The following is a 25,436-nucleotide window of genomic DNA, read 5'->3' on the forward strand; positions in this document are numbered from 1 at the left end:
GAAAAAATATAAAGAAGAACAAGCGGCTAATCCGTAACGATAGCTTCTTGTTCTTCATGCATTGTGCCTGTTTTGGAGTTTTTTTAATTACATCAACTTGTTCCAATGCTCCTGATAAGCCTTGTACACATGCGGATATTTGCGTTTCAACAGACGGATATCTTCCCTCATAAAGGCGTCTGTTGTCTCCAGGCCGCTTGCCTGATCGATGAAATCCGGAGGGAATATATCGGCCATCTCCCCTTCCTCCTCGTCAAACGCCATACGGAGTTTTTCACTGAAGAATTGAATAGTCTTTATCTGAATGCCCGGAAACATATTCTTATCCTTGACCAGACGGTCGATCTCCAGAATCAGTTTGTTTCCTTCCTGGGCTTGGCTGCGCTGCTTCAGCACTTCCGGATTTTTGGGATCAACATAATAAGCAAGATCAGCAAAAATCAAAGCTTCCTTATAGGCGTTGCTTTCCGAAAGGTTCATGGATTGCTCCAGCAGCTTGTCCACAGCCAGTTCTTTATCTTCGTCGGCGGGCAGGGAACGCAGGAAGGTGCGAAAGCGCTGCTTGACCTTATTCCAGAACTGCATTTTATTAAGTTCAAACATAATTATGATCCAATGGATATAGAAGGAGAATGAATCCTCAACCTGTTCTGTATCCATGAGTTCACTCATGCCGTCATTCATTTCCTCTGCCGTTTCTTCGAAAAGCTTCCAGGCTTCCGTATCAAGATTGTTGTAAATCAGTGCATCGGCGTAGTCGATAATATACATTTTGCGCCAGGCTCTGTGTTTTTTGTCCAACGCACGCATAACGCTCAGAGCCTTCTCATATTTATCATAATCCAGCAGGATGCGGCTTTTAATCGTGGCGGCAATAATTTTTTCCGTGGGATTGGTAATGGATGATTCCAGCTGTTTCCATAGCTTGCTAAAAGAGCTGAGCTTGTTCTCGGCAAGATACAATGCGGACAGACTGATGCTTGCCCCCGAATGGCCTGGAGTGATTTCCAGCGCCTTATTGTACAATTCCTCCGCCAGCCGATAGTCTCCTGTAGCGAAGGCGTCAGCAGCGTTGCTAATTATGGTATCCAGCGAATCACCGTATTTGCGGGTGAAATCATATTCGGCGCGTCTGGCGGGATCGCGCAAAGTATCATATGCCATACGAATGTTCTGGAATTCCTCCGGATAACGTTCCGGGGGGAATTCCTTCACCTTGGCGAAATACCCTTCCTTGATCGATTTAGGCGTAGCATTAACCCTTACGCCCAATACCTTGTAGTGATTTATGGGGGCGGGAGCACCTTGTTTGCGGCTTCGCCCGGCTCCTGTTCTTTGCGCCGATGATGTTTTGTCCATAGTTCCAGCCTCCTTTAAAACTCCGCATCAATGAGTAGATCGGTTACACGTTCCATAACATGTTTTAGCTTGTCCACATCTTCTTCCTGCAAAGCCTGTTCCAGCTCTTGAATGGTGTCAATCAGCTTTGCTTGTTGTCCTGACTCCATACCGGCCAACGTTTTGCGCGCCTGCTGCATCAGCAGTTTGCCATCCTCGTGCAGCATCGTTGGCGCTTCATCGTCTTCGGACACATCCCAATTTTCATCCAACTCGTCCAGATCGCCGGGAATATCCGACAGCAAGTCCCAGTCTTCCGGATCAAATAAAGAGGCATCCTCAAGGTTCTCATCATCTTCCGAGGCCTGAGGAACATTCTCCCACAGCTCCTGCAGCCGCTGGACGCTTTCCTCAAACTCCCGGCGGTTATTGCGGTTCAGAGCATCCTGCAGTGTAATGGACATCTCCTCTCCGGAGCTAACGCTGCGCGCCGTTACCTCCAGAATTCCGTTCAGATTGTAGCGGAAGGTGACTTCGACCGCTTCCTGACCTTTCCAATTTTCCGGAATACCCTCCATCATAAATTCGCCTAGCCTGTGATTATACTTAACCCATTCATGCTCGCCCTGGTAAACTTCGATTGCGACTGCGGTTTGGCCCAAAGCCGAAGTATAAAATTTCTGTGAACGTGTTACCGGAATCACAGTATTTCTACCAATAATTGGCGAAAATTCTCCGGGACGCGTCCTTCCCCCGGACTTTTCGGCAAGAACGGCAATGCCCATGGAGAAGGGAGCCACATCGGTGGCAATCAGCCCGCTTTCTGAGAGCAAGCCGGATTTCAAGCCCGCCTGCACGGCGGCGCCTAGCGCTACAGCTTCATCCGGATGGACATCGGAACGGGGGACGATGCCGAGCAAGGCGGAAATTGTGTCTCTGACCAATGGAATACGGGTCGAGCCGCCGACCAGCAGCACCTCGTCGATATCCTTGACGGACAGTTCCGCATCCTTGATGACCTCGCTCATCCGTTCCATCGTCTGGGCAATTAGATCTTCAATCAGTGCGACGAACTGTGAACGGGTTACTTCCACCGCCAATCCTACCGGATGATTGTCTTTTACGGTAACGAGAGGCAACGAAACAGAGACGGTATTTTCGGTACTGAGGGCAATTTTAACCCGCTCTGCCTCTTCCTTCAACATCGCCTTGCCCCGTATATCGAGACGTGGGTCAATGCCATGCTCGGCAAGGATCTGCTCCGCGAACCAGTTCACCAGCCGCCAATCGAAGTCTTCCCCGCCTAACATGCGGTCGCCTGAAGAGGCCTTTACTTCCAGCACGCCGCTGAACATCTCCACGATAGAAACATCAAAGGTACCGCCGCCCAGATCGTATACTAGAAAATTGCCGTCCTCCTGCAGATGATCCAGACCAAAGGAGAGTGCCGCGGCCGTGGGCTCGTTGATAATGCGCTCGACCATAAAGCCGGCCAGTTCACCGGCCCGCTTTGTTGCCCTGCGCTGCTCATCGGTGAAATAGGCCGGTACGGTAATGACAGCTTCTATTTCCCCTTCTCCGTACAACTCATCGGCCCGTCGTTTCATCTCCTTGAGAATAAAAGCCGATATTTCCTCTGGGGTGAACGTTTGACCCGCCAGGACGATCTCCTCATTAGAACCCATTTTTCTTTTGACCGCTGCAATGGAGCGGTCCGGCATGGCCACCAGCGCGTCTTTGGCATTCTGCCCCACGATGACTGTTCCTTTCGGATCAATCAGCACAACAGAAGGCAGCAGAGATTGTCCGTTTGTCGCCGCGATAAGCTTCGGCTTGCCGCCGCGTATGTAACCTATGGCCGAATTGGTTGTCCCTAGGTCGATACCTACGACAGGGCGGCTGGTATGTTCCTGGTTCATTTCATACCCTCCTTGGATATCGTAATTACTTGCGCTTTGCGAAACAGGCTACCATCGTCCAACCGATAACCTCTTCTTAAGACGGACTTAATCTGGTAGGGAAAGATGGAAGGGGAATCCGGCGAGTAGGGAACCGTGCCAACCGCCTCACATAAGGTGGGATCGAACATGCTGCCCAGCACCTGAATTTCCTTGTAGCCCAACAGGGACAATTGGCCGAGCATCTGCTCCTGCCAGTGCCGTGTCAACTGCTCCCAGCCATCAGTATGGGCGGTTTCCTGCCTGCTCCGCCCGGCTATGATGGCGTCCAGATCATCAAGCCAGCCGATCATGGCTCCAGCCGCAGATTGCAGCGCTGCAGCGTTCTGCTCCCGCAGTTCTTGCTCCTGCTCGAAAGCGACTTTCCATCCTGACTCCTGCCGCTCCAGCAGAATGCTCAGGCGTTCCAACTTGTCGGTTGTATCTTTTCCATTCTTATAAGTAAGCCGGGCCAGTTTGCTGCCCTGCTCGCCAATGCCCTTCAATTGTCCATCCGCTTCTGCGGCCGAGCGCTCTAAAGAACTTCGAAAATCCTGCAGATCTGCCCGCACAGCATCAAAACGTTTGCCGAACCACATAGTATGCCTCCCCTGAGGTTTAGTGAAGTATAAAATACCGCAGCGATATCCTCCTTGATTTAAGTCAGTCCATTAATAAATTATACTTATTTCAGGAGCTTAAAACGAGCTTTGATTTATAAAAAGAGAAAATAACATGAGAGGGCATCAACAAGGCCGCTATGGTGTTTAATCAAACTTCATTACTGGTATGTTTTACTCATGAACCTGAATTCTGATGGTCAGTTCTGTTGCAAATATAAGGTGTATTCGGAGGCAAGGTTATGGCGACTGTTCAAGGAAAATTATTTAAAGTTACATACAGCAATTGGTATGGAGCGGTTCGAGGGCAGCCTTTCCGTAAAATTGCAATCGAGGCGAATGCTCCTCTCTATGATCTGGCTGTCGCAACGATTGATCCTTTTGATTTCGATTTGCAAAAGATGTTGTTGCTGTATGATTATGGGGACGAATGGCGTATTATTGTGCAGTATCTTGGAGATACCGAGGTCCATACAGTGCAGAGATTGCCTTTAATTGTGGTTACTAAAGGTGAAGCTCTTGATCAGTATAAAGGCTTTGAGCACGAAGAGAGTGAGGAAGAATGGGCAGCGGACGAAAGATAATGGGCGCTAGAAACGGATTTCTATGGAAATTGTCGTAGATGCGTATTAATTGAGAAAAAAAGCAATGGCTGGTATTATTTAAAGGACCATGTCCAGTTTCCTTTTAAGGCGAATTGCAATCAAGCAATGCTCAAATCTCCGCTTAAGAGCGGGAAGCAGGTCAACGTTCTGCGGATGGCTCCTGAAAGTGAATCGGCCCAAGAGGAAACCGAAGACGGACTTATTGGGTGGAGCTAGGTTATCTTGTTTGAAAAGTAAACGCTTGAAAACCAATCATTGTCATGCGAGGTGAAGATTCAGGGCAGTGCCCTTGACTACCTCGCCAGAGCGCATCGCTGGCAGCGATGAGGTCAGGGGTTCGATCCACCTAGCTCCACCATAATATGGACTCTTAGTTCAGTTGGTAGAGCAGTTGACTCTTAACCAATTGGTCCAGGGTTCGAGTCCCTGAGAGTCCATCACAGAAAGAACGGCAGAGATGCCGTTCTTTTGCTATTTCGGGGAGCGGGTGTTTATGTAGGAATTGGATTGGGGGGATTACAGACCTGATCAGATAAGGCGGAAATCAAGAGGATTTGCAGGCAGATTAAGAAGATGTATGAGTTTGTTAATATTAACAAAGATAGATTAGGAAACGAAGTTCAGCAAATATTAAATGTAGTCGAGAGTAATTTGCGCGAATATGTGTTGCAACTGGAGTATTTGTCATCTGGTCGCATACATATTACTTCAAACCGAGATCGGTTAAATCCCTTACCTCCATCTGCATTGTTGGAGGAGTTAATTCAACAAAGAGATGAGCAACGTATATTATTAACACAAAAAGACAGGGAGCTTTATGAAGAAATAATTATTGGAAGTGTAGGTAAAGCAATCCAAAAAAGAATTCATCGTGCGAAAGATTGGGTTCTTCAAATGGATAGTTTAATGAACCTCCGTGATACTTCGAGTGGCTTAAAGTTATCGCTCAGTTGGGAGCCTAAAAAAGCAGAAACTGAAACGGAGATCCCTACAGATGCTCTAGTTGAATTACTATTAAGGGATGCTCATCAAATGGATGATGACGAGATTGATCAGGTTGTAGAGCATTTCCGCACTCGTATATTAAAAGCAAAAGTCAATGCTGAGGAAGAGCAAGGGATGTTAAGATATTATCTGAATGAAATACTGGACTACCGTTCTTGGTTCGAATTCAGATTATACTTCCGTAAAGGAGAACAAACCGGCTATAAGGAGCTTACGGATTCTAAGTTTAATGTGTTAAGCGGAGGGGAGAAAGCTATGGCTATGTATATTCCACTGTTCGCCGCCACATTTTCCAGATATAGTGATGCTCGTGATGAGGCTCCCAAAATTATATCATTAGACGAAGCTTTTGCCGGTGTAGATGATGCAAACATGCGCGATATGTTTCAGTTGTTAACAGAGATGGGCTTTGATTATATTATGACGTCTCAAGTATTGTGGGGCTGCTATGACACAGTACCACGATTGGCTATTTATGAAATATATCGTCCCAAGGATATTCGTGTAGTGACATTATTTCATTATCGCTGGAACGGTAAAAGTAAGGTTCTAGTTGAACCAGAACTTTCGTTGAGTAAATAGACGAGGTATTGCATATGGAGATTGGATTTCGTAAAACAGCCAAGCAGTATTACAGCGATCCGCATCTTGAGAAACTCCTTGCTGCTGTTTTCAAAAAATATCAGGGGCAAGGTGGGGTGCGCGGGAATGCCAAAATGGTAGTGGGTTCATTTGCAGAGGCTAGCCGCTTACAAAGGTTTTTCGGCAGTAAAGTAGAGAGAATAATCCGGCCTAATACTATCCTTGAAGTACCACTATCTTTGTTTACAGAAGATATTATGCGTGGGCATCAGCTTACCATCCCAGACTTGTATGAATTATTATACGATATCCCTCTTTTGACTAAAAAAGAGGATAAACAGCTTAAAGAACGTCAATGGATAGATTTGTTTGAGCGTATAGCAACACGATTTACTCAGGAAACCCAACTTGATTTATTTAACGGACAATTTAGTGCGGTGACATATGATTGGTTCGGCCGATTAAGAGAGGGTAAGGCGCTGGGATACCAAATAGCAAAAACTGTGATCCGTAATGGTGGAGATGCTGAAAATGATCTTTTCTACTGTGCAAAGGCTTTGTGGAGGTTACTCGTTGAGAAAAATAAATTAAAGAATGAGTTGAATACTGATGCGGAGTATATTTTCATTCCAATATTCGCTGATAAGATCACCAAAAATCCTCATTTCTTTGATGTGAAATTTCCAAGTGGAAGACTGTTTTTAGCTGCATTATGTGACATGTACAATATCAAAGTTGAATCTGGAGAAGTTGCCATCAACGAAAACTTGATCAATATGGATTTTATGAAAGATCGGCAAATCTACAGGCACTTTGGGCTTATGGATGATAGTCTCAGCTCCATTTCACATGTGTTTGCTTCAGGATTTGTTGATGGTGCTTCCCCGAGAACATTAAATCTGCACGAAATTGAGACAAGGAATTATTGGCCCGAATATACTGAAATATATCTTTTTGAAAATCCAGCAGTATTTTCTTACTTGGTGTTAGAAACAATTCAATTTTTTAAGAAGAATGGCTTTTCATATAATCATTTCTCTAATGTCTTTCCTCCTCTTATTTGTACATCTGGGCAGGCACGAAGTGCGACCAAGTTCTTTATTAGAAAATGTCTAGAGGTTAATCCTGATTGCAAAATCTATTACTCTGGTGATTTTGATCTTCATGGTATTCAGATGTTGCATAAAATGGAAGAACTAGTTCAAAAAAAAGTTGTTCAGCATTTTATGGATGTAGCAACGTACAGGAGATTCTTAGATCCTGATAGCTTGCCCATGTCTTTTCAAGATAGAAAGCTTCTTCGCAAGATGCGTGGAGATCAATTAGCTCAGGCAATGGCCGAGGCGGGGATTAAGGTGTATCAGGAATCTACTGTAGCTGATTTGAAAGAGGAATGGATAAATTCGATAGCCGGACTTGTGCAACAGCTTTCCGATTCATTTTAAAAAGGAGGCAGCAGCAGTATGTTAGCTGAATTCTATAAAACCCTTGATTCTCCTGAAGAGTTGGGGGCAAACATTTTAATTCCGGATCATGGCCCAGCATTGTACCTCTCTGAAAGAGGTGCTTTGTTTTGTTACATGGGAATAATTAGTAGGGAAGGGAATGGAACTTCTGTAGATGGGTGGCCATATTACCTCCGTGGTAAGTTAGCAGAAAAAAGTAAAAAACTGATAAAAGGTTTTTATAGATTGCAAGCAGGTTGTATATTAATGACCAATTTCTTGGATCATGAATTTTATAGTAAGACAAAGTTCAAACGGGTAAAAAACTATATTGTAAGTTTGCCGGTAGCGAGTTCTTGTGATTATGGTATCGTGCGGAGGATTAATTCTGAGCATTCATCCTATTTTGAAGAGAACGAAGCAATGTCCCGTGCATGTTTTGGTCTGACATACGGTGAGCTTAAACAAGCTGTGGAAATTTATGCTCGAAGATTAGGAGTTTTTAATGAGTATATACAATACCCAAGGATCACACGGTCAATGAAAAAAAGATAATTTTTGTGATATTACAGGATTGTGGATTCCGCCTAAATTTCCGTATATAACTTTTAATGGGGGCGATTATACTTATTCTCATGTTTCGTTATACGGTTTTTACCGTCATGTGGATATCATGCTTTCAATGGGAAGCGACACTCTAGCATCGAAAATTTTTACACATGAGGTACCAGACATTGAGGTGTTGAACGAGCTTCATCTAATTGAGGATTATTTTCCAATGGGGATAAAAGTAACTAAAGAACATGTTTTTCCTGATGCTTACATACGTTGATTCTGGGCGATTCATCACAACCAATCTTTTTTTTATTTAATGTTTACATGTTATATTATCCTTAAATTCCTCATAGGAGGCTAAATAAAGTCATGTCTGTACCTAAAAGAATGGATAAACAAACAGCTCGTGAACTACGTTCGATTTTTGAAAAAATGAATATCACCCAAAGTAAAGTCAAAATCGGCCTTGATAACGATACAATCGAAGTTGAAGATGACTATTCAATTGATGATATTCTTGAATCCGCCAGTATATTGACTCCTGATGAAGCAAAAGAACTGTACGATGAGGTTCGGAGAATGCGTGAGGATGAGTGGAATTGATGAGAGGTTATTTAATTGATACCAACATTGCTATCGCTTTTTTGGTAGGAGAACCTGACGCCATGTCTTTTGCGCGTCGCCAAAGAAGATAAAATGAATGCGATGAGGTCAGGGGTTCGACCCCCTAGGCTCCACCATAATATGGACTCTTAGCTCAGTTGGAAGAGCAGTTGACTCTTAATCAATTGGTCCAGGGTTCGAGTCCCTGAGAGTCCATACAAGAAAGAACGGCAGCGATGCCGTTCTTTTATTTTGGTTTCAATTTTTCTATTCAGTTAGGATCTTTGCTGCAACTTTAACGCGTGCCAAGCCACCGACATCAGCCATGCACAATATGCTGCCATTAGAAGCCGATTGGGCCATCCGATTAACACGTTCGGACCGAATTTACCTCCGCTTTGCAGAAGCGTAACGGCTAAAGTCAATAGCATCAACAGTAAGCATATCCAAATTAGGTTGGACATCCATAGAAGCGATCGCCGTGCCGGGGACCAAGATTGCTCGCGAATCAAACTCCGGCTAATAAGTATAGCAGCAATTGTAAGGCCGGGGTTGCCGACCATAGACGCTAAACCATGAAGATTGCCATGTGTTGTCAAGGCATCTTTGCTTGCCGTTATGGGATCAATGGTAAAGAATGCTGCACAGGCAATAGCGGCGGCACTAATCAACAGTAAAGTCAGACCGATATAACCGCCGGTAGTCCTTATTTGCGACCGGATCGCGATGAATAGGGCGGCACAGCTAATCGATAAGGAAAGAAACGCGATACTCATGACCCAGCCATTACTCCCAATCGCATACTCGCTAACCATACGCCACGAAGGATCAAACTCCGGTTTGATGACGTGCAGAGCGACAAGTAATATCAGGAACAAGACGGATGCCGCCCATGAAAAACGCGCAGCGGTTTGTGAGATCGGCGTTACAGGCTTAGTTGTAACAGTTTGCATGTATAAACCCCCTTATTTCGAAAAAAAGAATGGTTTACAAGGTACTGGATGCTTGCTTTAAAAGCTTTGTCAACAGTTCGAAATCAACCGTCTGGCCATCACGGATTTTGATTGTCTTTCTTTCGGAAGGGCCTTCAAACAAACCTTCTGGCAATTTGAGATTTGCGGCGTTAAAGATCGTAAAACTTACTGTTTCCTTTGCCGTCGAGATCACAGCTGCATACTTGCCGTTATTCAAAAAATGAGGTTTGCGGTATTGGATCCGCTCCTCTACATCGGGAATCGAATCGTGTACAATCTGTCGAAGCTGGTTGCCAACAATCGCTTGCCACGGTTGATTTACATTGTTAATAAAGTCGGTGACTTCTTGGTTCATAGAATCTCCTCTTTCATTGAAATTTGATTTAGCGAGTAAAGTACGTTTTAAAGTCGGTGCAAGGACTTTCATGGATACGTTGTTGCTCAGATCTTTAAGCATGAATTAGTTTGTCGATTCCTTGTTACCTAGTAGACGAAGTGTTAGGAGCACGATCCAGAGGCACCCTACAGCCATAGAAATCCGTTCAAAGAGACCGCTTGGCGCACTGGGCATCACATTGGAGAAGTCCAAGGCAACAAAAATGCTGCATAGGACAAAAGAAGCGAAAACGACGAGTGCCGAGAGAATGGAATAAACTCTCCATCTTATCCAATCAGAGCTTTCCTTGAATTTACTTGACAGGACAAGGCAAACGGCAATTAATGAACCAAATACCAGTGCTCCTCCAATATCGTGAATCTGGCCTGATACGCTGCGGCTAGCGGGTAAACCGGGAGGCCAATTCAGCCCAGGATCTATGGGGAACAAGGCAGCTATAAGCAATCCTAATCCGAACGTACCCATAAAAATGGAGCCCCACACCGCGCTTTTGCCTGACTCAAGAGTTAGTTTTAGCACGATGGAAAAAACTAGAATCAACGTTCCGGAGAGAAGCAAATTCCATGTCCCAAGCCAGCCTCGCTCGCCCAGACTCTGATGGCTGATCCAATGGCGTATTGGATTAAATTCTGATCTCGTTAATGCGTCAACGGTAGCAACACCATTCAGGGAAATCGGGACGATAATGCCTAACTTCAACAATCTTTTTTTCCACACGGTAGACATCTGGTCACATCTCCATTATTTGAAGTAAATATCGGCAACCCTGAAGCGGACATTAGGTGCTGAAAAGAGCATTCGCTTTTTTTGCTGCATGCCTCCTTTTGCAAATTGAAATTGACAATCTGGAAACGTCAGGAGCAATAATATAAACTTGATAGGTGAATATCCCTGAGGAAGCTCATTTACCAGATATTCATTGCGTGTACCAACACTCTCTTGCGTTTGGATTTTCTATTGGATTTGATGTATTATAATCGTATCATATATCTTATCTTATTAAACTAAGATAAATAAATCATATTCGGAGCTGGTATTTATGTCAAGCAAACTTTCTGCCCTAACCCCAATTCAAATGGAGCTTCTTGCAGCTTTACGCCAAAACAGCACAAATACCATACTGTTTCACACATCCATTGCGGAATCGTACGGTCTTAACGCTACAGATCATAAATGTTTGGATCACATTATCCGAAACGGCCCTCTCACGGCAGGACAAATTACAGAGTATACTGGGTTGACAACTGGTGCTGTGACCGGAATAATCAATCGGCTGGAGAAGGCTGGATATGTGAGGCGGGAGAAGGACCCGGAGGATAAAAGAAAAGTCCTTGTTCACAAAGTTCCATCAAAATTACAACATATTGACGCCAAATTTGAATCGGCCTTGGGCGATACAATTCAAATTTTATGCAAATATTCGGATGAAGAATTATCCATCATCTTGGATTTTATCAATCGGTGCAATACTATGGTACAATCCCATATGGCAAAGTAAAATCGTGGTGTATTTTGGGTAGAAATGAAGCACATTGCAGAGAGAGCCGTGCGTCGGGCACGACTCCTTAATGAATAGCCGCTTATAAGGGCGGGCTTTTAAGGTATTACTGGCAGGAATAGACCGATTCCTTTGGACGTGGACGAGGGCGGTCTATTTCTTTTTGAGGTATTTCTGTACCTCGAAGCCGTCGGGGTCCAGTATATAAAAGAAACTTAGGAATGAAAAAAAATGGAGTATAAAAGTGTTGTAAAAGCTAATGATATTAGTTAATATGATAATATAGTTAGTATTTGTGGGATGGGTTGGGACACCAACAAGAAAGGAGGTGAAGAGATATGCCTAGAATGGGGTTGGATATTTCGGTGATTCTGCTGAGAGCGGCCGAGTTTGTGAATGAGAAAGGACTCGACGGGATTTCGCTCGGCGAACTCGCCAAGCAGCTAAACATTCGAACGCCTTCGCTTTATAACCATATAGACAGCCTGGCAGCCTTGAAGCAGAAACTCGCGATTTACAGCCTGAACCGGCTGTATGAGCGAATGCTGCAGGCCGCGGTGGGCCGTACCGGCGATGAAGCCGTTTATGCCTTGAGCGAGGCATATGTGCAGTTTGTAAGAGTCAACCCGGGTTTATACGATGCGGCGCTGCGAGCCCCGGATCCGAAAGATCCCGAGCTTCATCTGGCCCAGAATCAAATCGTTGATTTGGTCGTGAAAATCTTAAGCTTTTATAATATGCAGGATGATAAAGTGCTGCATACCGTACGCGGTTTGCGGAGCATTCTCCACGGCTTTGCATCCATTGAAAGTGTGGGCGGGTTCGGACTGCCGCTGGATCTTGATGTAACGTTCAGAATGATGATCGATACGTTTCTGGCCGGCATTCATGCACAGATGAAGCAGGAATCGCATAAATAAGCGGTTTATATATAATCTGTACCTTGTCGCAATCGGCAGCAAAATGCTGCCGACGCGACAGGAGCAACGATTTTCGCACATGTAAAAACTAATATAATTAGTTTTTGTGATTATTTTAGTTTAATTGATTGCTTTTACTTAAAGGAGGAATATTCATGAACGTAACCATTCGTCAATTTGGAAGCTTTGCTTCAATCTTATCGGGACTGTTGCTGTTTGCCGCGCATTTAACCGAAGAGATTTCATCAAGCGATATCTTAATTGTATTTGCCAAGAACCTCGTATTGGTTGCTCATTTGACTATGGTATTTGCTTTGATATCTGTTTACGAAACCCATACCAGAACAAGACGACTCGGCATGCTCGGTCTGCTGTTCTCAACTTTTGGCACGATGTTCGTATCGGCGATTGTACTCGTTGAGATCGCAGGCGTTTCAAACACAAGCGCAGCGGCGATACAGAAGGCTTCCGAAATACAGTGGATTGTAACTTCTGGTCCGCTTCTGTTTGTCTTCGGTATACTGATTCTCGGCGTCCAGCTAATAAAATCGGGAACTCGCACCAAGCAGGCCGGTATATTGCTGATCCTTGGAACGATTGTATTTGCTGCTGCGGGTTACACGAGTGGCGCGGCCTCTATTTTCGTTATTGCGGGCTCCGGCCTTACCTCTGCCGGGTTTATTCTGTTAGGGAAACCTTTGAGACAAGGGAAACCAGCCGCAGGGAGGCAAATTACTCGGGTAATGTAGTGGTCAACCATCCGGAAAGGGGTTGCTTACTGCATAGTTTCTTTACCCGCAAGAAGGTCAACTTTTCAAATGCCCTTCTTGTGGGTAAAGTTTAAAACATAGGTGAGCAAGTTATTACTGTTCGATCAGGTTCCTGACGGGGACCGTTTGCTCTTTTTCCGGCTGATTCAATGGATAGATTCTGGCCATATCGGTGTTTTCATCCACATGCTGGATATAGATTTGCGTCCCTTCATAGGTCACATTTTCCATAATCGGCGAAGCGGCAATCTCTTGAGCTCTTTGTGTATTCATGCTTTACCCTCCTCCATATTTCGGATAACAATGATTAGTGTCACATTAGATGATAGGATTTATGCATAAAGCCCAGCTTGTATATTTTACCGTTAGAGATATTTTTATGATTCTGCTATTCTAAAGGACGGAATTTGAAATAGTAGGAGGACATCCCAGATGAGACCACAGTTACAACGCATTATTCTTTTTCTGTTTTTACCCTTTTTCTTGATTGCCCAGAGCTTTCCCGTATCGGCCCGTGCAGCAGAAACCGATCTGTTGGACAAATACTATCCTTCCGACATTGATGGGCATTGGGCATATGAGGCGATTGATAATTTCGTCAGTGCCAACTTGTTAAGTGGCTATGCCGATGTGGATGGTACGATCAGTATTAAGCCGAATAATGACATTACCCGCGCCGAATTCGTAACGATTCTTGTCAATGCGGCGGGCTTGACCAGCAGCCAGTCAGGTAAAACCTTCACGGACGTCAAGGCTGGAAAATGGTACGCTGATCCGATCCGGATTGCCAGTTCGCTCGGCATCGTCGGCGGCATCACCAATACGGAATTCGGTCCTGACCGGCCGATCACTCGTGGTGAGATCGCCGTTATGGTCGTGAATGCTTTTTCATCATCCGTACAGTTCGACGGACAACCCAAAGCCTTTACGGATGTTCCGCAATATTACGCGAAGCCTGCCATTCAAAAAGCCAGCCAGGCCGGCATCGTGACCGGGATGACCCAGACCGAATTCAAGCCGTTCAACCGCGCAACCCGCGCTCAGGCAGTTGTAATGCTCGAACGCTCCCTGAAGCTGCAGCAGGGGAACCTGCCGACAGATCAGGATTTGATTAATGTTGCTGCCAAAGCCGACAAAGAAGAAACACAGCTGATGGTCGACAAGAAGTATGCTGACCTCGAGCGGATTTTCCTTAAATATTACACAGGCTACCAGTTTGCTTACAACATGTCTTCTTTGGCCGAGATCAATCAAATGGCGGCCGTGGGCGGAACGATAGATATTGAAGTCGTGAAAGCCCCGACTTTCCTCGTTACCGAACGTTCTGATCGTCTGGCGGTGTTGGATTCGGTATACGGAGAAATCAAAATGAAAATTTCGAATGGCGCTAATACCTATGAAGACACGATCAAGACGGACGGCCAATACCTGCTGAAGAAAATGTCGGATAACAGCTGGAAAATATACGCCATCCTTACCAACGAATAATTGTGCAAAACCGGAGGTTCCACGGGAATCCCGGTTTTTTTTGTTTCTTCAATATTTGAAATAGCGTCATGTGAAAAAAGTAAATTCAATAAAGATAAATTAAGAGTAAAATACAAGTATACTGAGTCAACGGGAGCAGAGACACTTGGACAAACAAAATAGCAAGTATCGGTGGATTGTTTTTACCGCGGTATTGTTTACCTATTTCCTGGTCGTAAGTCAAAGGACGGCGCCGGGGTTGATTACCGATCAATTGATGAAAGATTTCAATGTCTCGGCATCGACCATCGGATTGCTGACTAGCATCCAATTTTTGGCGTACGCCAGCTTGCAAATTCCGATTGGGATTTTATCCGATCGTTATGGCCCCAATTTGTTCCTTATCGCAGGCGCACTGCTGAATGGTCTGGGCACTTTAATTTACAGTTTTGCGCCAAATGAATTCGTGCTGCTTGTTTCCAGATCCTTGGTAGGCATGGGGGACGCTACAATCTGGGTCAATCTGGTCTTAATCTTAAGTCAATGGTTTAGAGTAAAAGAGTTTGTCGGGCTACTTGGTCTCGCGGGAATGGCCGGCAGTCTGGGCTTCTTACTGGCAACGTTTCCTTTTTCGGCTTGGATTGCCCATTCAGGCTGGAGAACTCCATTTTTTACAGTCGGCGTTTTACTCGTTCTTTGCGGAATTCTTCTTTATGTCGTACTCGTTAAGCAGCCAAACAAACGATTCAAGGAAGACAATCTTGTAACGGTTCAGACGGAACAAAAGCGTGAAAAAACTCTTGCGATGTTAAAACGGATATTTTCAGATCGGCAAGCATGGGCCACCTTCTTCTGTCATTTTGGGCTGGTCGGTACGTATGTCGGGTTTATAGGCTCGTGGGCGGTTCCTTATGGAATGCAGATGTACGGAATGACGCGCTCGGAAGTAAGTCAGCTCATGATGATCGGACTTGTCGGGGCGATCGTTGGCGCTTCACTGACTACCTGGATTGCCAATCGTCTGGAATCGATAAAACGGCCCTATTTGGTCGTTCATCTCGTCGTTTTTGTCAGCTGGGCAGTGTTTCTACTATTTAGCGGAAAACCTCCCTACTTTATGCTTATTATTCTGTTCTTCATCATCGGCTATGGAAATGGAGCGAGTGCTTTAACGTTTGCGGCCGTTCGTCAATCATTTACGATGCGGGAGGTTGGCGTCGTCTCGGGCTTTGCGAATACCGGGGGCTTTATCAGCGCTATTCTTTTGCCGAGCATCTACGGGAAGGTGTTGGATCATTTTCAGCCAGTTTCAAGCGGTATCGGGTATTTCTACGGTTTTATCATTCCGGTTCTGTTCTCCATACTGGGCTTAATGGGAGGCTTTCTGTTAAGAGAACAGCGCAGGGAATCCTCGAAGGCAAGCGGGCTTTCGGTTTGATCAAAAGACAGAACAAGGCATGAGTTAGATTTAATGGCGGTAGGCTGGTTGTAGGGGGGGACGTTTTGCATACCGGGACTCAAGTTATTCAGACCGAAAGACTCATGCTAAGGCCATTTGTTATACAAGATGCTGAGAGCATGTTAAGAAACTGGATTGGCGATGAAGAAGTACAGGCAAACTACGGTGAGCCCGTGTACGAAACTATCGAATCCGTTCATGAATTACTGCAAAAATGGATGAGTTCTTATGCACAGAGTGAATTTTACAGGTGGGCCCTAGTACTTAAAGACAGGAAAGAGTGTATTGGGCAAATTGCCTTTTGTCATGTGGATAGCGTTCATCATGTTGCGGATATCGAATATTGTATTGGAAGATCGTACCAAGGTCAGGGATATGCCACTGAAGCGCTGACTTCGGTCATCCAATTTGTATTTGGGCATACCAAGCTAAATAGACTTCAGGCCTTTCATCGGGGAAGAAATGTGTCTTCCGGAAGGGTGTTACAAAAAGCCCAAATGAAATATGAAGGAATTTTAAGAAAAAGCTACTTTTACAGCGATATGGGCGAGTACGATGATAAAATTTATTACGGCGTTATCCGAAGCGACATTATGAGCCACTAATGATAATGATTCTCGAAAATAAAGCTATTTACAAACCGTCGGTCGGTTTATATAATGAGATTAATAACGGAAAAAATTTGTTGAACGATTATGGAGGAGTCACTTTGAAACAAGAGCAACGCCGAGAACAAACAATAGGGCAACTGCTGAATGCAACTAAGGAGCTATTGCGGGATAGAGGCTGCCACGGGATCACAATGAAGGATATCATGGAAAAATCAGAATTATCTAAGGGGGCGATCTTCCATTATGTGAAAAGTAAAGACGAAATTTTTGCCTGGGTGCTGCAAGAACGGCTTGAAGAAACCAACAAACATTTCATGAACGAAGTGATACAGGCCCCAATAACCTTTGATGGACCGATGCAAGTGATCTCGCGTAATCTCGCGGCATTGGAAGATGCATATGATGTGACAAACAAAGTTCTGATGTACTTGTTAGGCAAGGAAGATGAGCCTGTTGTCGCGGAAGTGCTAAAGAATTATTATGAGCGGTCTGTATATTTAGCTAAGCAATGGATCGTAAGCGGCCAGCAGCACGGGGTTATTCTAGAATCGGTTGATCCGGACAAGACGGCAGAAATGTTCGTTCTGTTATCGATGGGTCTGCGCGTCCGTTCTTCCTTTCCTATCAAGAACACTTCTGCTACTGCTCAAGATCTATCAGCATACATGGTCAGTATTTTGAAAGACCAATAGATTTAAAATGGAGGGATCAATATGGCACCACTTATTGCGCTTGTTGCATCTTTTTTATTGTTCCGGGTGATCGGGTACTTAGGACTGTCTTTTTTCGATGATTGGCACACATCACTGCAAGGGGCGGTGGCTGTCATGTTTCTGCTCACTGCTTCTGCTCACTGGGGAAAAAGGCGTCTCGACCTGATCCGGATGGTTCCTCCTTCCTTTCCGAGGAGCGAATGGATCGTAACGGCTACGGGATTCCTGGAAATAGCCGGGGCTATCGGTATTATGCTCCCCCGAACTTCCCTTGCTGCATCGGTTGGCTTGACACTTTTACTGATAGCGATGTTCCCTGCAAATATATATGCGGCTCGAAACAAATTGACGATTGACGGTAAGCCTGTACCCAAGCTGCTTGTCCGGACTTTGCTGCAAATCCTATTTATCGCGGCAGTCATATTGGCCTCCCCGATCTCATCAAGCCTCCAATAGGGATTTTATTCTCGATCTATCCTGTCATGTTTGTAAAAATAAAGCCGTCCGGAACATGATTTCCATATTCTGGACGGCTGCTTTGTGTTTATGTAACGCATGATTTTTGCTAAGGGTTCATCGTCAAGAGGACTTTTCCTGTCACACCGTTCTCCAACATTTCATGTGCAGCTTTAGCTTCCGATAGGGGGAAGGTTTGATTGATAACAGGTTGGAAAGCTCGATTGCGAAGCATTTCAAATAACGTAATCAGATCTTCTTTAAACCAATGCGGTTTTGTTTTTTTAGATAAGATTAGAAAATAGAGCGAAGCTCGCCTTCCATCGGGCATAAATTTCCGAGACATGATTGTCATTAGTGTAGGTAAAAGATGCCCGGAGCCATAACCGATTACCCGGTCTTTCTTTCGCAAGATTTGATATGATTTTTTGAAGTTTATACCGCCCATACAGTCAAACACAACATCCATTCCGTCAGGATGGTATTTGTTAATCTCGCGAACAAAATCTGTATTTTTGTAGTCGATTGGGGTGGCGCCTAAACTCGATACATAAGCATGCTTAGTTTGTGAGGCTGTACCGAACATTTCAACCTTGAGAACTTTCTCTCCTTGCTGCACATGGGCATACCGATGGAGCAACTGATACGCCATCAAATAATTGAGCACAAGAGATGCCGCTTCTTTCGGATCAATCCCATCGGGGATCGGGATAAGCTCCTTCTGATGCAGACAAATATGTTCGGTATATCCTCCAAAGAAGGGGAGTGCAGCAACAAGCTGTCCGACTTTTACCGTGGTTACATTCGGCCCTGCTTCCTTTACGATGCCAACAATTTCGGTGCCGGGTGTAAGTGGTGGCTTTTGAAACGGAGCCTCTCCTTTCCGAAGGATAATATCTCCGAAAGCGACTCCAGTCACTAAGTTCTTGATCAATACTTCATTTTTTTTCGGTTTGGGCACCGGTTCTTCGATCAGTTCCAGTACTTCAGGTCCCCCAAATCGGTTGACCACAATCCGTTTGTTTGTCGCCATCCCTTCCAGCCCCTTTCAATTTATGCAGTAAATTAACTAATTTACTCCATGAATTGATTTTATCTTCCAAGCGATTGAAAATCAATAGTTATAGAGTATAATTATATATATACTCCATAACTAAAGAAGAGGGTTACGATGAACGGTTTTGAAAAAAGACGTCAACAAAAAAGGGATTCCATATTAAACGCCGCGCTGGAATTGTTTAAACAACATGGATATCACAAGGTCAGCATCGCTGAGATTGCAAAATCAGCCTCCGTTGCGGAGTCCTCGATTTATAACTTTTTCAACAATAAAGACAATCTGAAGCTGGAATTGATGAGGAAGTTGTTGTATGAAGATTGTGCGAGGACGATGAACATTTCGGCGAGCCGCGATCCTGTCCAGCTTAAGCTTGAAAAATTGCTGATGTCCAAAATTACTTTATTCAAAAACTTTTCCGTGCATTTTCCGCTGGAATCATCGGGAATGGGGATTATTACCGAAGAGCTTTCGGTCGATCAAGATTATCATCATGCAATTCTTAACCTAATTGAGGATGGAAAAAGAGAGGGCGTGTTCATCGAGTCCATTACAACAAATGCAATGGCCGCTTACTTCGATATTATCCGGTATTATTTTATTCACAATCCTGACTCCACCGCAATATTTGACAACAATCCGGAGTTTGCAGGAGAAATGTATTCATTATTTTTGAATGCTCTGTTGAAGAAATGAAGAAGAGAAAAAACTCGGCGACCCGTCGCCGGCGCAGTACCGGCAGCAGAATCGCCGCTTGGAATTCTTTGTTTTTTTACTGTCTTCTTGACGGGTTCATTCTAAATTGCCTTAGATTGTTTTAAGCAAATTACCGTCAATGACATAATCCGATCCGGTAATCATGGAAGCCTGCTCGGATGCAAGGAAAACAGTCAGGTTCGCAATATCTTCCGGTTGGGCAAAGCGTCCTAAAGTGATGCCAGCCATAGCGGGAAGCTTTTCCATGATGTCTTCTGAAGTCATGCCTGCTGCTGCACCAACCGATTTCGCAAGTCCGCTTTCCGAATGATTCCACAGCGGTGTTACCACTGGGCCTGGCGAGATGGAATTCACTCTAATTTGGCGCGGACCAAATTCCCCGGCCAGCACTTTGGTTAGATTGTTCAGAGCTGCTTTGGTTGTGCCGTATATAGGCAGAAGCAATTCGGGCATTTGGGCGTTAATCGAAGAGATGTTGACAATGGAACCGGAATTTTGCTCAAGAATATGAGGCAGGGCAGCTTGTGTAAGCCGAACGACACTGAATAAGTTCAAGTTATAGAGCTGCTCCCATTCTTCGCTGGGTGTTGCCAGAAAACCTTTGCCTCTCGTCTCATCAATCGCTCCAACATTGTTAATCAAAATGTCAATCTTGCCGAATGCCTCAACCAGCTTCTGTGAGAGTTCATCCGTATCGCGCGCGGTATTAACATCAATGGCTAAATGCTTAACCGGATGATTCTGGACGAGCTGCTCCAGCTCTTCCGTGAGAGAACGGCTGATGGCGACTACTTTTGCGCCTTCCTGGGTGAATTTTTTGACAATGGCCAGTCCTATTCCTTTGCTTGCTCCAGATACTACAGCTACTTTGTCGGTCAATTTCAAATCCATTATTGGTCCTCCTATTTTGTGGGAATTCTATTATGTACCCTTTGAAACTTGTCCGGTTAATATATATGATAACATTCATTTGTCATATTTTATGATATAAATCCGAAAATTCAACATCAACCTAGCCGAAATCCGGCCTAGAGGAACACGAACTTAATTCCAGTTCGGTCCCTACGTCTCCTTATAAGAAGAAACGGCTTCGCCGTCCTCTGGAAGAGGAAGGTATCCGTTTCTCGTAAAAATATCAGGTTAAGGATAAGCGCGAAGCTTATACTTTCTGATATTTCGATAAAGCCGCTGAACAAATTCTTTGTTCAGCGGCTTTTTATTTGAAGGCGCTCGTGGTATAGTGAGGGTAATAATGGCGTACAATGCAAAAGGAACCGTACTAAAAGCGGCTCTTGATGCAATAGCCGCTTTTAGTACGGCGGCTTAAAGGTATTACGGGCAGGAATAGACCGCATCCTTTGGACGAGGGCGGTTTATTCCTTTTTGAGTTCAGTGACAGTGATTTGATAAACCTCAGGGTAAGTACAAGTAATTAAAATATATGTATTTAATATTAAGGAGACGACATGAATTTTAAAGATTTGAATCTGATTCCTCCCATTTTGAAAGCTTTGGACAAAGAAAATTATTCAACACCGACACCCATACAGGAGCAGTCCATTCCGTCCGTTTTAGCAGGCAGAGATTTGTTTGGCTGTGCGCAGACCGGAACGGGGAAAACCGCGGCTTTTTCTTTGCCGATTATCCAGCTGCTCCAAGAGCAGCCAAGCCGAACGGGTTCAGCAAGACATATCCGCTCATTAATTCTCACCCCGACGAGGGAGCTGGCGCTGCAAATCGCGGACAATATTGGGGCCTACAGTAAGTTTACCTCTTTACGCTGCACAGCGATCGTTGGCGGTGTATCTCAAAGAGTCCAAGAAAGGGCACTGGGTCTCGGAACGGATATCCTGATTGCCACACCGGGAAGACTGATCGATCTGATCAATCAGAAGCGGGTGGATCTGCAATATGTGCAAATTCTGGTGCTGGATGAAGCCGATAGAATGCTGGATATGGGCTTTATCAACGATGTGAAGCGGATTATTTCCAAGATGCCCGTCAAAAAACAGACGCTCTTCTTCTCGGCAACGATGCCTCCGGAAATCGCCAACATGGTCAAATCGCTTCTGGTGAATCCGGTGAAGGTCGAAATTACTCCGGTATCGTCTACGGTTGACCGTATCAAGCAGTCGCTCTATCTGCTCGAAAAGGGCACCAAGCAGAAACTGTTGAACCGGCTGCTGCAGGATCAGACGATTGTTTCCGCCTTGGTGTTTACACGGACGAAACGCGGCGCGGACCGTGTCACCCGGGAATTGACCAAAGTGGGCATTACCGCACAGGCCATTCATGGCAACAAGTCGCAAACGGACCGTCAGAATTCCCTCCGAAACTTTAAAAACGGGACGACCCGCGTGCTGGTAGCGACGGACATCGCCGCCCGGGGAATTGATATTGACGAGCTGTCGCATGTGATCAACTACAATCTGCCCCAGATACCGGAGACTTATGTTCACCGGATCGGCCGTACCGGCAGGGCGGGACTGAGCGGAACGGCGATTTCTTTTTGCGAAACCGAAGAACTTCCCTTCCTTAAGGATATTGAGAAATTAATCGGCAAAAGGATTCCCGAAGTAAAGGATCATCCTTATCGGATGGAGCGTACTCCGGAGTCCCTTAAGAGGGACCGGTTATCGAAACCGGCAGTCGCCAAACCTGCAAAATCGTCCAAGCCGTCCAAATCGTCAAATCCGGCCAAATCGTTCCCGCCTGCCAAGTCCACGGCGAACCGCGACCGCAAGCCCAAATCCGAAGGATTTAAGCAAGGTAATCCGATTCATGGGAAGGCAAACGGCAAGACAAACGGGAAGGCCAACACTAAGGCAAACGCCAAGGCGAGGGAAACGGCTAGAGGAAACGGCAGAACGACGAGAACTGCAGCGAGTAACAAAGCGGGCAGATAATAATCGATTATTATCAGGATTTTAGGTGTCTGCGTCAAAGCAAAGGAGGCTTTGGATATGGTCGATTTTGAGTGGTACAGAAGTTTTTGTACTATCTATAAGCACAACTCTGTGTCCGAAGCCGCCAAGGCGCGGATGATGACACAACCGGCAATGAGCCAACACTTAGCTGCCTTGGAAGCCGAGGTTGGTGAAGATTTATTCATCAGAACTTCGAGGAAAATGTTTCCGACTGAACGGGGGAAGGAGTTGTATTCACAGTTGGCTCCGCTTATCGAGTCTTTGGAGGAGACCACGATGAATTTCAAATCGGCTTCTTTACCTACGTTTACAGTCATAAAGATAGGAACTGCACACGAGTTCTATACTGAAAAAATACTCCCTCGGCTGCATAAATACAATATCCGCACCATTTCAAATTTTGGAACTGCCGATCAATTGTTGGAACTGCTGAAGGAGGATAAAGTAGATCTCATCATTACATCGAAAAGGTATCAAACTCCAGGCATTGAATATTTGAAATTAATGGATGAAGAATTTGTTATAGTTGCCCCCAAGGATTTTGAAGTACTGGACACAGACGATCTTGAGTTAAAGGAACAATGGCTGTCTTCGCAAAATTGGATGAGCTATGGGCTGGAGTTGCCGATTATAAGGAGAATTTGGAGAGAACACTTTAAAAAACGCCCTCTAATCAGACCTATCCATATTATTCCTAATTTACATATCATTCTAAAGGCAATCGAAAATGGTGTGGGTCTAAGCGTTATCACTACATATCTATTAAGAAATTCGGTAAATGAACGAACAAAAGTTATTTTTGAGGATTTAAAAGTGAAAAATGAGTTGTATTTCGCCTATAAGCTGAAACATAAACATCTGCCTCAAATCCATGAGATGATGACGCTAATACGTGACGATGTATAGAGATCGGCCAGTTTAATCTGGTTGATCTTTTTTGTTTCTTCCAAGAGATATATAAATATATTTATGGATAATCTGAAATTTCATAATTTGTCTTATATCAAGATCGCAACTAGAATAAGGGGGTAGCAAAATATTAATATTGGAGGCAATACAAAATGGCAAAAAAAGTGTTGATCGTTGTAACAAATCATACGGAAGTTCATGAAGGCAAATCGACCGGGATTTGGCTGTCTGAATTTGGCGAAGCCTATATTGAATTTACAAAACAAGGCTATGAGCTTACGGTTGCAAGCCCGCTTGGAGGAAAAGCTCCTGTCGATCCGGGCAGCGTAGATGCCAGCACCCCGCAAGAAATTTTGGATACGCAAAAATATCTGGAAAACACGATAAAGCTCGATGAAGTATCCGATGAAGGCTTCGATGCTATTTTCCTGCCGGGCGGTCACGGAACGATGTACGATCTTCCCGACAATCAAAAACTTCAGAAACTGCTGCGTGATTTTTATGAAGGGAACAAGATTGTAGCTGCCGTGTGCCACGGACCGGCCGGGCTAGTTGGTGCTACATTGTCGAACGGTCAACCGCTTGTAGCCGGCAAACGTGTTAATGCCTTTACAGATCGGGAAGAGGCGCAAACGACGCTGGATAAACATCTTCCTTTCCTGCTCGAAAGCAAACTTCGCGATTTGGGTGCAATCTATGTGGCCGCCCCGAACTGGACTTCTCATTATGAGGTAGACGGCAACCTGATTACAGGCCAGAATCCGCAGTCAACGCTGGCTGTAACCAAAGCCGTTATTGCACAACTGGGCTAATCCGAATAAACGGAAAAGAGTTGGTAAGCATGAAAGTATTTGTTACAGGTGCTACAGGCTATATTGGAGGATCGGTAGCTAAGGTGCTGCTTGAAGCAGGACATGTTGTTTACGGTTTGGTACGCGATCCAAACAAGGTGGAACCCCTTAAGCAAATAGGCATTGAACCCGTGCTTGGAACACTGGAAGATACGGAAGTGCTAACTCGATACGCTCAATTAAGCGATGCGGTTATTCATACGGCAGACTCGGATCATCGGACAGCCATAGAGACGTTTATTGCCGCCTTGCGCGGCAGTGGAAAACCATTCTTGCATACCTCCGGTTCGAGCGTGGTAGGTGATGATGCGCGTGGCGATTCTAAGAGTGAGAACATTTATAACGAGGAAACGCCTTTTGTTCCCATGGATATCAGAGCAGATCGTGTTGCGATCAACAATCTTGTGCGCAAAGCCGGAATTGATGATTGGGTGAGAAGCGTTGTCATAGTTCCTTCAATGATTTACGGTGATGCGCTTGGATTACCGACAGAAAGCGATCAATTGCCTCAGATTATTCGTAAATCGAAGGAAATAGGAGCAGGCGTTCATGTAGGAAAGGGTGTTAACCGCTGGTCCAATGTTCATATCAGGGACTTGGCCCGCTTATATCTGTTGGCTCTTGAAAAAGCTCCGTCTTCTTCTTATTTCTTTGCTGAGAATGGGGAGGAGTCGTTCGAAGATATTGCAAAATCGGTCAGCGAGGCACTCGGGTTTGAAGGAAGAACAGTGAGTTGGCCAGTAGATGATGCTATTGCAGAGCTTGGAGATTGGGCACGTTTTGCAATTGCTTCCAACAGCCGGGTGCGTGCTGTACATGCAAGAAACTTGCTGGGTTGGAATCCGTCAGAAGAACCGATGTTCAGTTGGATTGAAAAAATGAATTAAGATGCAAACTGTATCTCCAGTTTGTCGAGAAACCCGGTCTTTCTCAAAGACCCTGGGTTTCTCTTTTTGTTTAAGCACGCGAAGAAGCGAAAATCGAGGGGGTTACCCCCGTTGTCTAGACAGATTTTAAATT

Annotated in this window: 28 protein-coding genes and 2 tRNA genes; 21 read left to right on the top strand and 9 right to left on the bottom strand. The window is 44.9% G+C overall.

The genetic code is table 11. The annotated features are described in order from the left end of the window. Positions 1 to 87 precede the first annotated feature (87 nt). The 3 genes from PUR_RS09890 to PUR_RS09900 are packed head-to-tail and all read right to left on the bottom strand — an operon-like array spanning position 88 to position 3,874. Positions 88 to 1,359 (bottom strand): J domain-containing protein, encoded by a 1,272-nt coding sequence (locus tag PUR_RS09890; protein WP_179035096.1) that lies wholly within the window; start codon positions 1,357 to 1,359, stop codon positions 88 to 90. A 14-nt stretch (positions 1,360 to 1,373) separates the two neighbouring features. Continuing rightward, on the bottom strand, positions 1,374 to 3,257 hold the full coding sequence (locus tag PUR_RS09895) for an Hsp70 family protein (RefSeq protein WP_179035097.1): 1,884 nt from the start codon (positions 3,255 to 3,257) through the stop codon (positions 1,374 to 1,376). Further along, complete coding sequence (locus tag PUR_RS09900; RefSeq protein WP_179035098.1) at positions 3,254 to 3,874, bottom strand: nucleotide exchange factor GrpE; 621 nt, start codon at positions 3,872 to 3,874, stop codon at positions 3,254 to 3,256. The genes PUR_RS09895 and PUR_RS09900 overlap by 4 nt, the downstream gene beginning before the upstream one ends. Before the next feature lie 263 nt (positions 3,875 to 4,137). Between PUR_RS09900 and PUR_RS09905 the strand changes: the two genes are divergently transcribed. The 8 genes from PUR_RS09905 (at position 4,138) to PUR_RS09940 (ending at position 8,906) form a co-directional block, all read left to right on the top strand. After that, positions 4,138 to 4,479 (top strand): hypothetical protein, encoded by a 342-nt coding sequence (locus tag PUR_RS09905; RefSeq protein ID WP_179035099.1) that lies wholly within the window; start codon positions 4,138 to 4,140, stop codon positions 4,477 to 4,479. 48 nt (positions 4,480 to 4,527) lie between these two features. Then, positions 4,528 to 4,716: a calcium-binding protein gene (locus PUR_RS26520; protein ID WP_179037839.1), complete on the top strand. Its 189-nt coding sequence runs from the start codon at positions 4,528 to 4,530 to the stop codon at positions 4,714 to 4,716. Between the two features lie 148 nt (positions 4,717 to 4,864). Further along, positions 4,865 to 4,937 (top strand) — tRNA-Lys (locus PUR_RS09915). A 136-nt stretch (positions 4,938 to 5,073) separates the two neighbouring features. Then, on the top strand, positions 5,074 to 6,087 hold the full coding sequence (locus PUR_RS09920; protein WP_179035100.1) for an SbcC/MukB-like Walker B domain-containing protein: 1,014 nt from the start codon (positions 5,074 to 5,076) through the stop codon (positions 6,085 to 6,087). 14 nt (positions 6,088 to 6,101) lie between these two features. Continuing rightward, positions 6,102 to 7,532 carry a TIGR02679 domain-containing protein gene (locus PUR_RS09925; RefSeq protein WP_179035101.1) on the top strand — a complete coding sequence of 477 codons (1,431 nt, stop codon included), beginning with the start codon at positions 6,102 to 6,104 and terminating at the stop codon, positions 7,530 to 7,532. 18 nt (positions 7,533 to 7,550) lie between these two features. After that, positions 7,551 to 8,087, top strand: coding sequence for a hypothetical protein (locus PUR_RS09930; RefSeq protein ID WP_179035102.1), 537 nt, complete (start codon positions 7,551 to 7,553; stop codon positions 8,085 to 8,087). Positions 8,088 to 8,456: 369 nt separating this feature from the next. Further along, positions 8,457 to 8,690, top strand: coding sequence for a hypothetical protein (locus tag PUR_RS09935; protein WP_179035103.1), 234 nt, complete (start codon positions 8,457 to 8,459; stop codon positions 8,688 to 8,690). 143 nt (positions 8,691 to 8,833) lie between these two features. Beyond that, positions 8,834 to 8,906: transfer RNA gene (locus PUR_RS09940), tRNA-Lys, on the top strand. A 59-nt stretch (positions 8,907 to 8,965) separates the two neighbouring features. On the opposite strand, the gene PUR_RS09945 is transcribed toward PUR_RS09940, so the two are convergent. From PUR_RS09945 to PUR_RS09955, 3 genes are all read right to left on the bottom strand, one after another. Further along, positions 8,966 to 9,643 (bottom strand): DUF998 domain-containing protein, encoded by a 678-nt coding sequence (locus PUR_RS09945; RefSeq protein WP_179035104.1) that lies wholly within the window; start codon positions 9,641 to 9,643, stop codon positions 8,966 to 8,968. A 34-nt stretch (positions 9,644 to 9,677) separates the two neighbouring features. After that, positions 9,678 to 10,019, bottom strand: a complete 342-nt coding sequence (locus PUR_RS09950; protein WP_179037840.1) for a DUF1801 domain-containing protein — start codon at positions 10,017 to 10,019, stop codon at positions 9,678 to 9,680. A gap of 105 nt (positions 10,020 to 10,124) precedes the next feature. Beyond that, positions 10,125 to 10,787: a DUF998 domain-containing protein gene (locus tag PUR_RS09955; protein WP_179035105.1), complete on the bottom strand. Its 663-nt coding sequence runs from the start codon at positions 10,785 to 10,787 to the stop codon at positions 10,125 to 10,127. 313 nt (positions 10,788 to 11,100) lie between these two features. Here PUR_RS09955 and PUR_RS09960 point away from each other — a divergent pair, with 313 nt between their 5' ends. The 3 genes from PUR_RS09960 to PUR_RS09970 all read left to right on the top strand — a co-directional run bounded on the left by PUR_RS09960 (position 11,101) and on the right by PUR_RS09970 (position 13,228). After that, a complete protein-coding gene (locus tag PUR_RS09960; protein WP_179035106.1) occupies positions 11,101 to 11,559 on the top strand; it encodes a MarR family transcriptional regulator in 459 nt (152 codons plus the stop codon). 338 nt (positions 11,560 to 11,897) lie between these two features. Beyond that, on the top strand, positions 11,898 to 12,479 hold the full coding sequence (locus tag PUR_RS09965) for a TetR/AcrR family transcriptional regulator (RefSeq protein WP_179035107.1): 582 nt from the start codon (positions 11,898 to 11,900) through the stop codon (positions 12,477 to 12,479). 155 nt (positions 12,480 to 12,634) lie between these two features. Then, a complete protein-coding gene (locus PUR_RS09970) occupies positions 12,635 to 13,228 on the top strand; it encodes a hypothetical protein (RefSeq protein WP_179035108.1) in 594 nt (197 codons plus the stop codon). Positions 13,229 to 13,342: 114 nt separating this feature from the next. On the opposite strand, the gene PUR_RS09975 is transcribed toward PUR_RS09970, so the two are convergent. Continuing rightward, a complete protein-coding gene (locus PUR_RS09975; protein WP_124694603.1) occupies positions 13,343 to 13,522 on the bottom strand; it encodes a small acid-soluble spore protein H in 180 nt (59 codons plus the stop codon). Positions 13,523 to 13,681: 159 nt separating this feature from the next. Here PUR_RS09975 and PUR_RS09980 point away from each other — a divergent pair, with 159 nt between their 5' ends. From PUR_RS09980 to PUR_RS10000, 5 genes are all read left to right on the top strand, one after another. Further along, positions 13,682 to 14,737, top strand: a complete 1,056-nt coding sequence (locus PUR_RS09980) for an S-layer homology domain-containing protein (RefSeq protein WP_179035109.1) — start codon at positions 13,682 to 13,684, stop codon at positions 14,735 to 14,737. A 145-nt stretch (positions 14,738 to 14,882) separates the two neighbouring features. Continuing rightward, positions 14,883 to 16,154, top strand: a complete 1,272-nt coding sequence (locus tag PUR_RS09985) for an MFS transporter (protein WP_179035110.1) — start codon at positions 14,883 to 14,885, stop codon at positions 16,152 to 16,154. A 65-nt stretch (positions 16,155 to 16,219) separates the two neighbouring features. Beyond that, positions 16,220 to 16,780, top strand: a complete 561-nt coding sequence (locus PUR_RS09990; RefSeq protein ID WP_197970134.1) for a GNAT family N-acetyltransferase — start codon at positions 16,220 to 16,222, stop codon at positions 16,778 to 16,780. A gap of 5 nt (positions 16,781 to 16,785) precedes the next feature. Next, positions 16,786 to 17,478 (top strand): TetR/AcrR family transcriptional regulator, encoded by a 693-nt coding sequence (locus PUR_RS09995; protein ID WP_232101795.1) that lies wholly within the window; start codon positions 16,786 to 16,788, stop codon positions 17,476 to 17,478. Between the two features lie 21 nt (positions 17,479 to 17,499). Continuing rightward, on the top strand, positions 17,500 to 17,955 hold the full coding sequence (locus PUR_RS10000) for a DoxX family protein (protein WP_179035112.1): 456 nt from the start codon (positions 17,500 to 17,502) through the stop codon (positions 17,953 to 17,955). A 109-nt stretch (positions 17,956 to 18,064) separates the two neighbouring features. Here the strand turns inward: PUR_RS10000 and PUR_RS10005 are convergent, their stop codons facing one another. Further along, entirely contained in the window at positions 18,065 to 18,988 is a 924-nt protein-coding gene (locus PUR_RS10005) for a zinc-binding dehydrogenase (RefSeq protein ID WP_179035113.1), read from the bottom strand. Between the two features lie 138 nt (positions 18,989 to 19,126). On the opposite strand from PUR_RS10005, the gene PUR_RS10010 reads away from it, so the two are divergent. After that, positions 19,127 to 19,708 (top strand): TetR/AcrR family transcriptional regulator, encoded by a 582-nt coding sequence (locus PUR_RS10010; RefSeq protein WP_179035114.1) that lies wholly within the window; start codon positions 19,127 to 19,129, stop codon positions 19,706 to 19,708. 111 nt (positions 19,709 to 19,819) lie between these two features. Here PUR_RS10010 and PUR_RS10015 read toward each other — a convergent pair whose 3' ends face one another. After that, positions 19,820 to 20,620: an SDR family NAD(P)-dependent oxidoreductase gene (locus tag PUR_RS10015; protein ID WP_179035115.1), complete on the bottom strand. Its 801-nt coding sequence runs from the start codon at positions 20,618 to 20,620 to the stop codon at positions 19,820 to 19,822. A gap of 575 nt (positions 20,621 to 21,195) precedes the next feature. Here PUR_RS10015 and PUR_RS10020 point away from each other — a divergent pair. The 4 genes from PUR_RS10020 (at position 21,196) to PUR_RS10035 (ending at position 25,303) form a co-directional block, all read left to right on the top strand. Beyond that, complete coding sequence (locus PUR_RS10020; RefSeq protein ID WP_179035116.1) at positions 21,196 to 22,635, top strand: DEAD/DEAH box helicase; 1,440 nt, start codon at positions 21,196 to 21,198, stop codon at positions 22,633 to 22,635. Positions 22,636 to 22,692: 57 nt separating this feature from the next. Next, on the top strand, positions 22,693 to 23,562 hold the full coding sequence (locus tag PUR_RS10025) for a LysR family transcriptional regulator (protein ID WP_179035117.1): 870 nt from the start codon (positions 22,693 to 22,695) through the stop codon (positions 23,560 to 23,562). Between the two features lie 155 nt (positions 23,563 to 23,717). Continuing rightward, positions 23,718 to 24,377, top strand: coding sequence for a type 1 glutamine amidotransferase domain-containing protein (locus PUR_RS10030; protein WP_179035118.1), 660 nt, complete (start codon positions 23,718 to 23,720; stop codon positions 24,375 to 24,377). A 29-nt stretch (positions 24,378 to 24,406) separates the two neighbouring features. Then, positions 24,407 to 25,303 carry an NAD-dependent epimerase/dehydratase family protein gene (locus PUR_RS10035; RefSeq protein WP_179035119.1) on the top strand — a complete coding sequence of 299 codons (897 nt, stop codon included), beginning with the start codon at positions 24,407 to 24,409 and terminating at the stop codon, positions 25,301 to 25,303. Positions 25,304 to 25,436: the final 133 nt, after the last annotated feature.

The sequence above is a fragment of the Paenibacillus sp. URB8-2 genome (assembly GCF_013393385.1).
Lineage (GTDB): Bacteria > Bacillota > Bacilli > Paenibacillales > Paenibacillaceae > Paenibacillus_AQ.

Coding starts and splice junctions, on each gene's coding strand:
- PUR_RS09890 (WP_179035096.1), bottom strand. CDS start 1,359: ATGGACAAAACATCATCGGCGCAAAGAACAGGAGCCGGGCGAAGCCGC.
- PUR_RS09895 (WP_179035097.1), bottom strand. CDS start 3,257: ATGAACCAGGAACATACCAGCCGCCCTGTCGTAGGTATCGACCTAGGG.
- PUR_RS09900 (WP_179035098.1), bottom strand. CDS start 3,874: ATGTGGTTCGGCAAACGTTTTGATGCTGTGCGGGCAGATCTGCAGGAT.
- PUR_RS09905 (WP_179035099.1), top strand. CDS start 4,138: ATGGCGACTGTTCAAGGAAAATTATTTAAAGTTACATACAGCAATTGG.
- PUR_RS09920 (WP_179035100.1), top strand. CDS start 5,074: ATGTATGAGTTTGTTAATATTAACAAAGATAGATTAGGAAACGAAGTT.
- PUR_RS09925 (WP_179035101.1), top strand. CDS start 6,102: ATGGAGATTGGATTTCGTAAAACAGCCAAGCAGTATTACAGCGATCCG.
- PUR_RS09930 (WP_179035102.1), top strand. CDS start 7,551: ATGTTAGCTGAATTCTATAAAACCCTTGATTCTCCTGAAGAGTTGGGG.
- PUR_RS09935 (WP_179035103.1), top strand. CDS start 8,457: ATGTCTGTACCTAAAAGAATGGATAAACAAACAGCTCGTGAACTACGT.
- PUR_RS09945 (WP_179035104.1), bottom strand. CDS start 9,643: ATGCAAACTGTTACAACTAAGCCTGTAACGCCGATCTCACAAACCGCT.
- PUR_RS09950 (WP_179037840.1), bottom strand. CDS start 10,019: ATGAACCAAGAAGTCACCGACTTTATTAACAATGTAAATCAACCGTGG.
- PUR_RS09955 (WP_179035105.1), bottom strand. CDS start 10,787: ATGTCTACCGTGTGGAAAAAAAGATTGTTGAAGTTAGGCATTATCGTC.
- PUR_RS09960 (WP_179035106.1), top strand. CDS start 11,101: ATGTCAAGCAAACTTTCTGCCCTAACCCCAATTCAAATGGAGCTTCTT.
- PUR_RS09965 (WP_179035107.1), top strand. CDS start 11,898: ATGCCTAGAATGGGGTTGGATATTTCGGTGATTCTGCTGAGAGCGGCC.
- PUR_RS09970 (WP_179035108.1), top strand. CDS start 12,635: ATGAACGTAACCATTCGTCAATTTGGAAGCTTTGCTTCAATCTTATCG.
- PUR_RS09975 (WP_124694603.1), bottom strand. CDS start 13,522: ATGAATACACAAAGAGCTCAAGAGATTGCCGCTTCGCCGATTATGGAA.
- PUR_RS09980 (WP_179035109.1), top strand. CDS start 13,682: ATGAGACCACAGTTACAACGCATTATTCTTTTTCTGTTTTTACCCTTT.
- PUR_RS09995 (WP_232101795.1), top strand. CDS start 16,786: ATGATTCTCGAAAATAAAGCTATTTACAAACCGTCGGTCGGTTTATAT.
- PUR_RS10000 (WP_179035112.1), top strand. CDS start 17,500: ATGGCACCACTTATTGCGCTTGTTGCATCTTTTTTATTGTTCCGGGTG.
- PUR_RS10005 (WP_179035113.1), bottom strand. CDS start 18,988: ATGGCGACAAACAAACGGATTGTGGTCAACCGATTTGGGGGACCTGAA.
- PUR_RS10010 (WP_179035114.1), top strand. CDS start 19,127: ATGAACGGTTTTGAAAAAAGACGTCAACAAAAAAGGGATTCCATATTA.
- PUR_RS10015 (WP_179035115.1), bottom strand. CDS start 20,620: ATGGATTTGAAATTGACCGACAAAGTAGCTGTAGTATCTGGAGCAAGC.
- PUR_RS10020 (WP_179035116.1), top strand. CDS start 21,196: ATGAATTTTAAAGATTTGAATCTGATTCCTCCCATTTTGAAAGCTTTG.
- PUR_RS10025 (WP_179035117.1), top strand. CDS start 22,693: ATGGTCGATTTTGAGTGGTACAGAAGTTTTTGTACTATCTATAAGCAC.
- PUR_RS10030 (WP_179035118.1), top strand. CDS start 23,718: ATGGCAAAAAAAGTGTTGATCGTTGTAACAAATCATACGGAAGTTCAT.
- PUR_RS10035 (WP_179035119.1), top strand. CDS start 24,407: ATGAAAGTATTTGTTACAGGTGCTACAGGCTATATTGGAGGATCGGTA.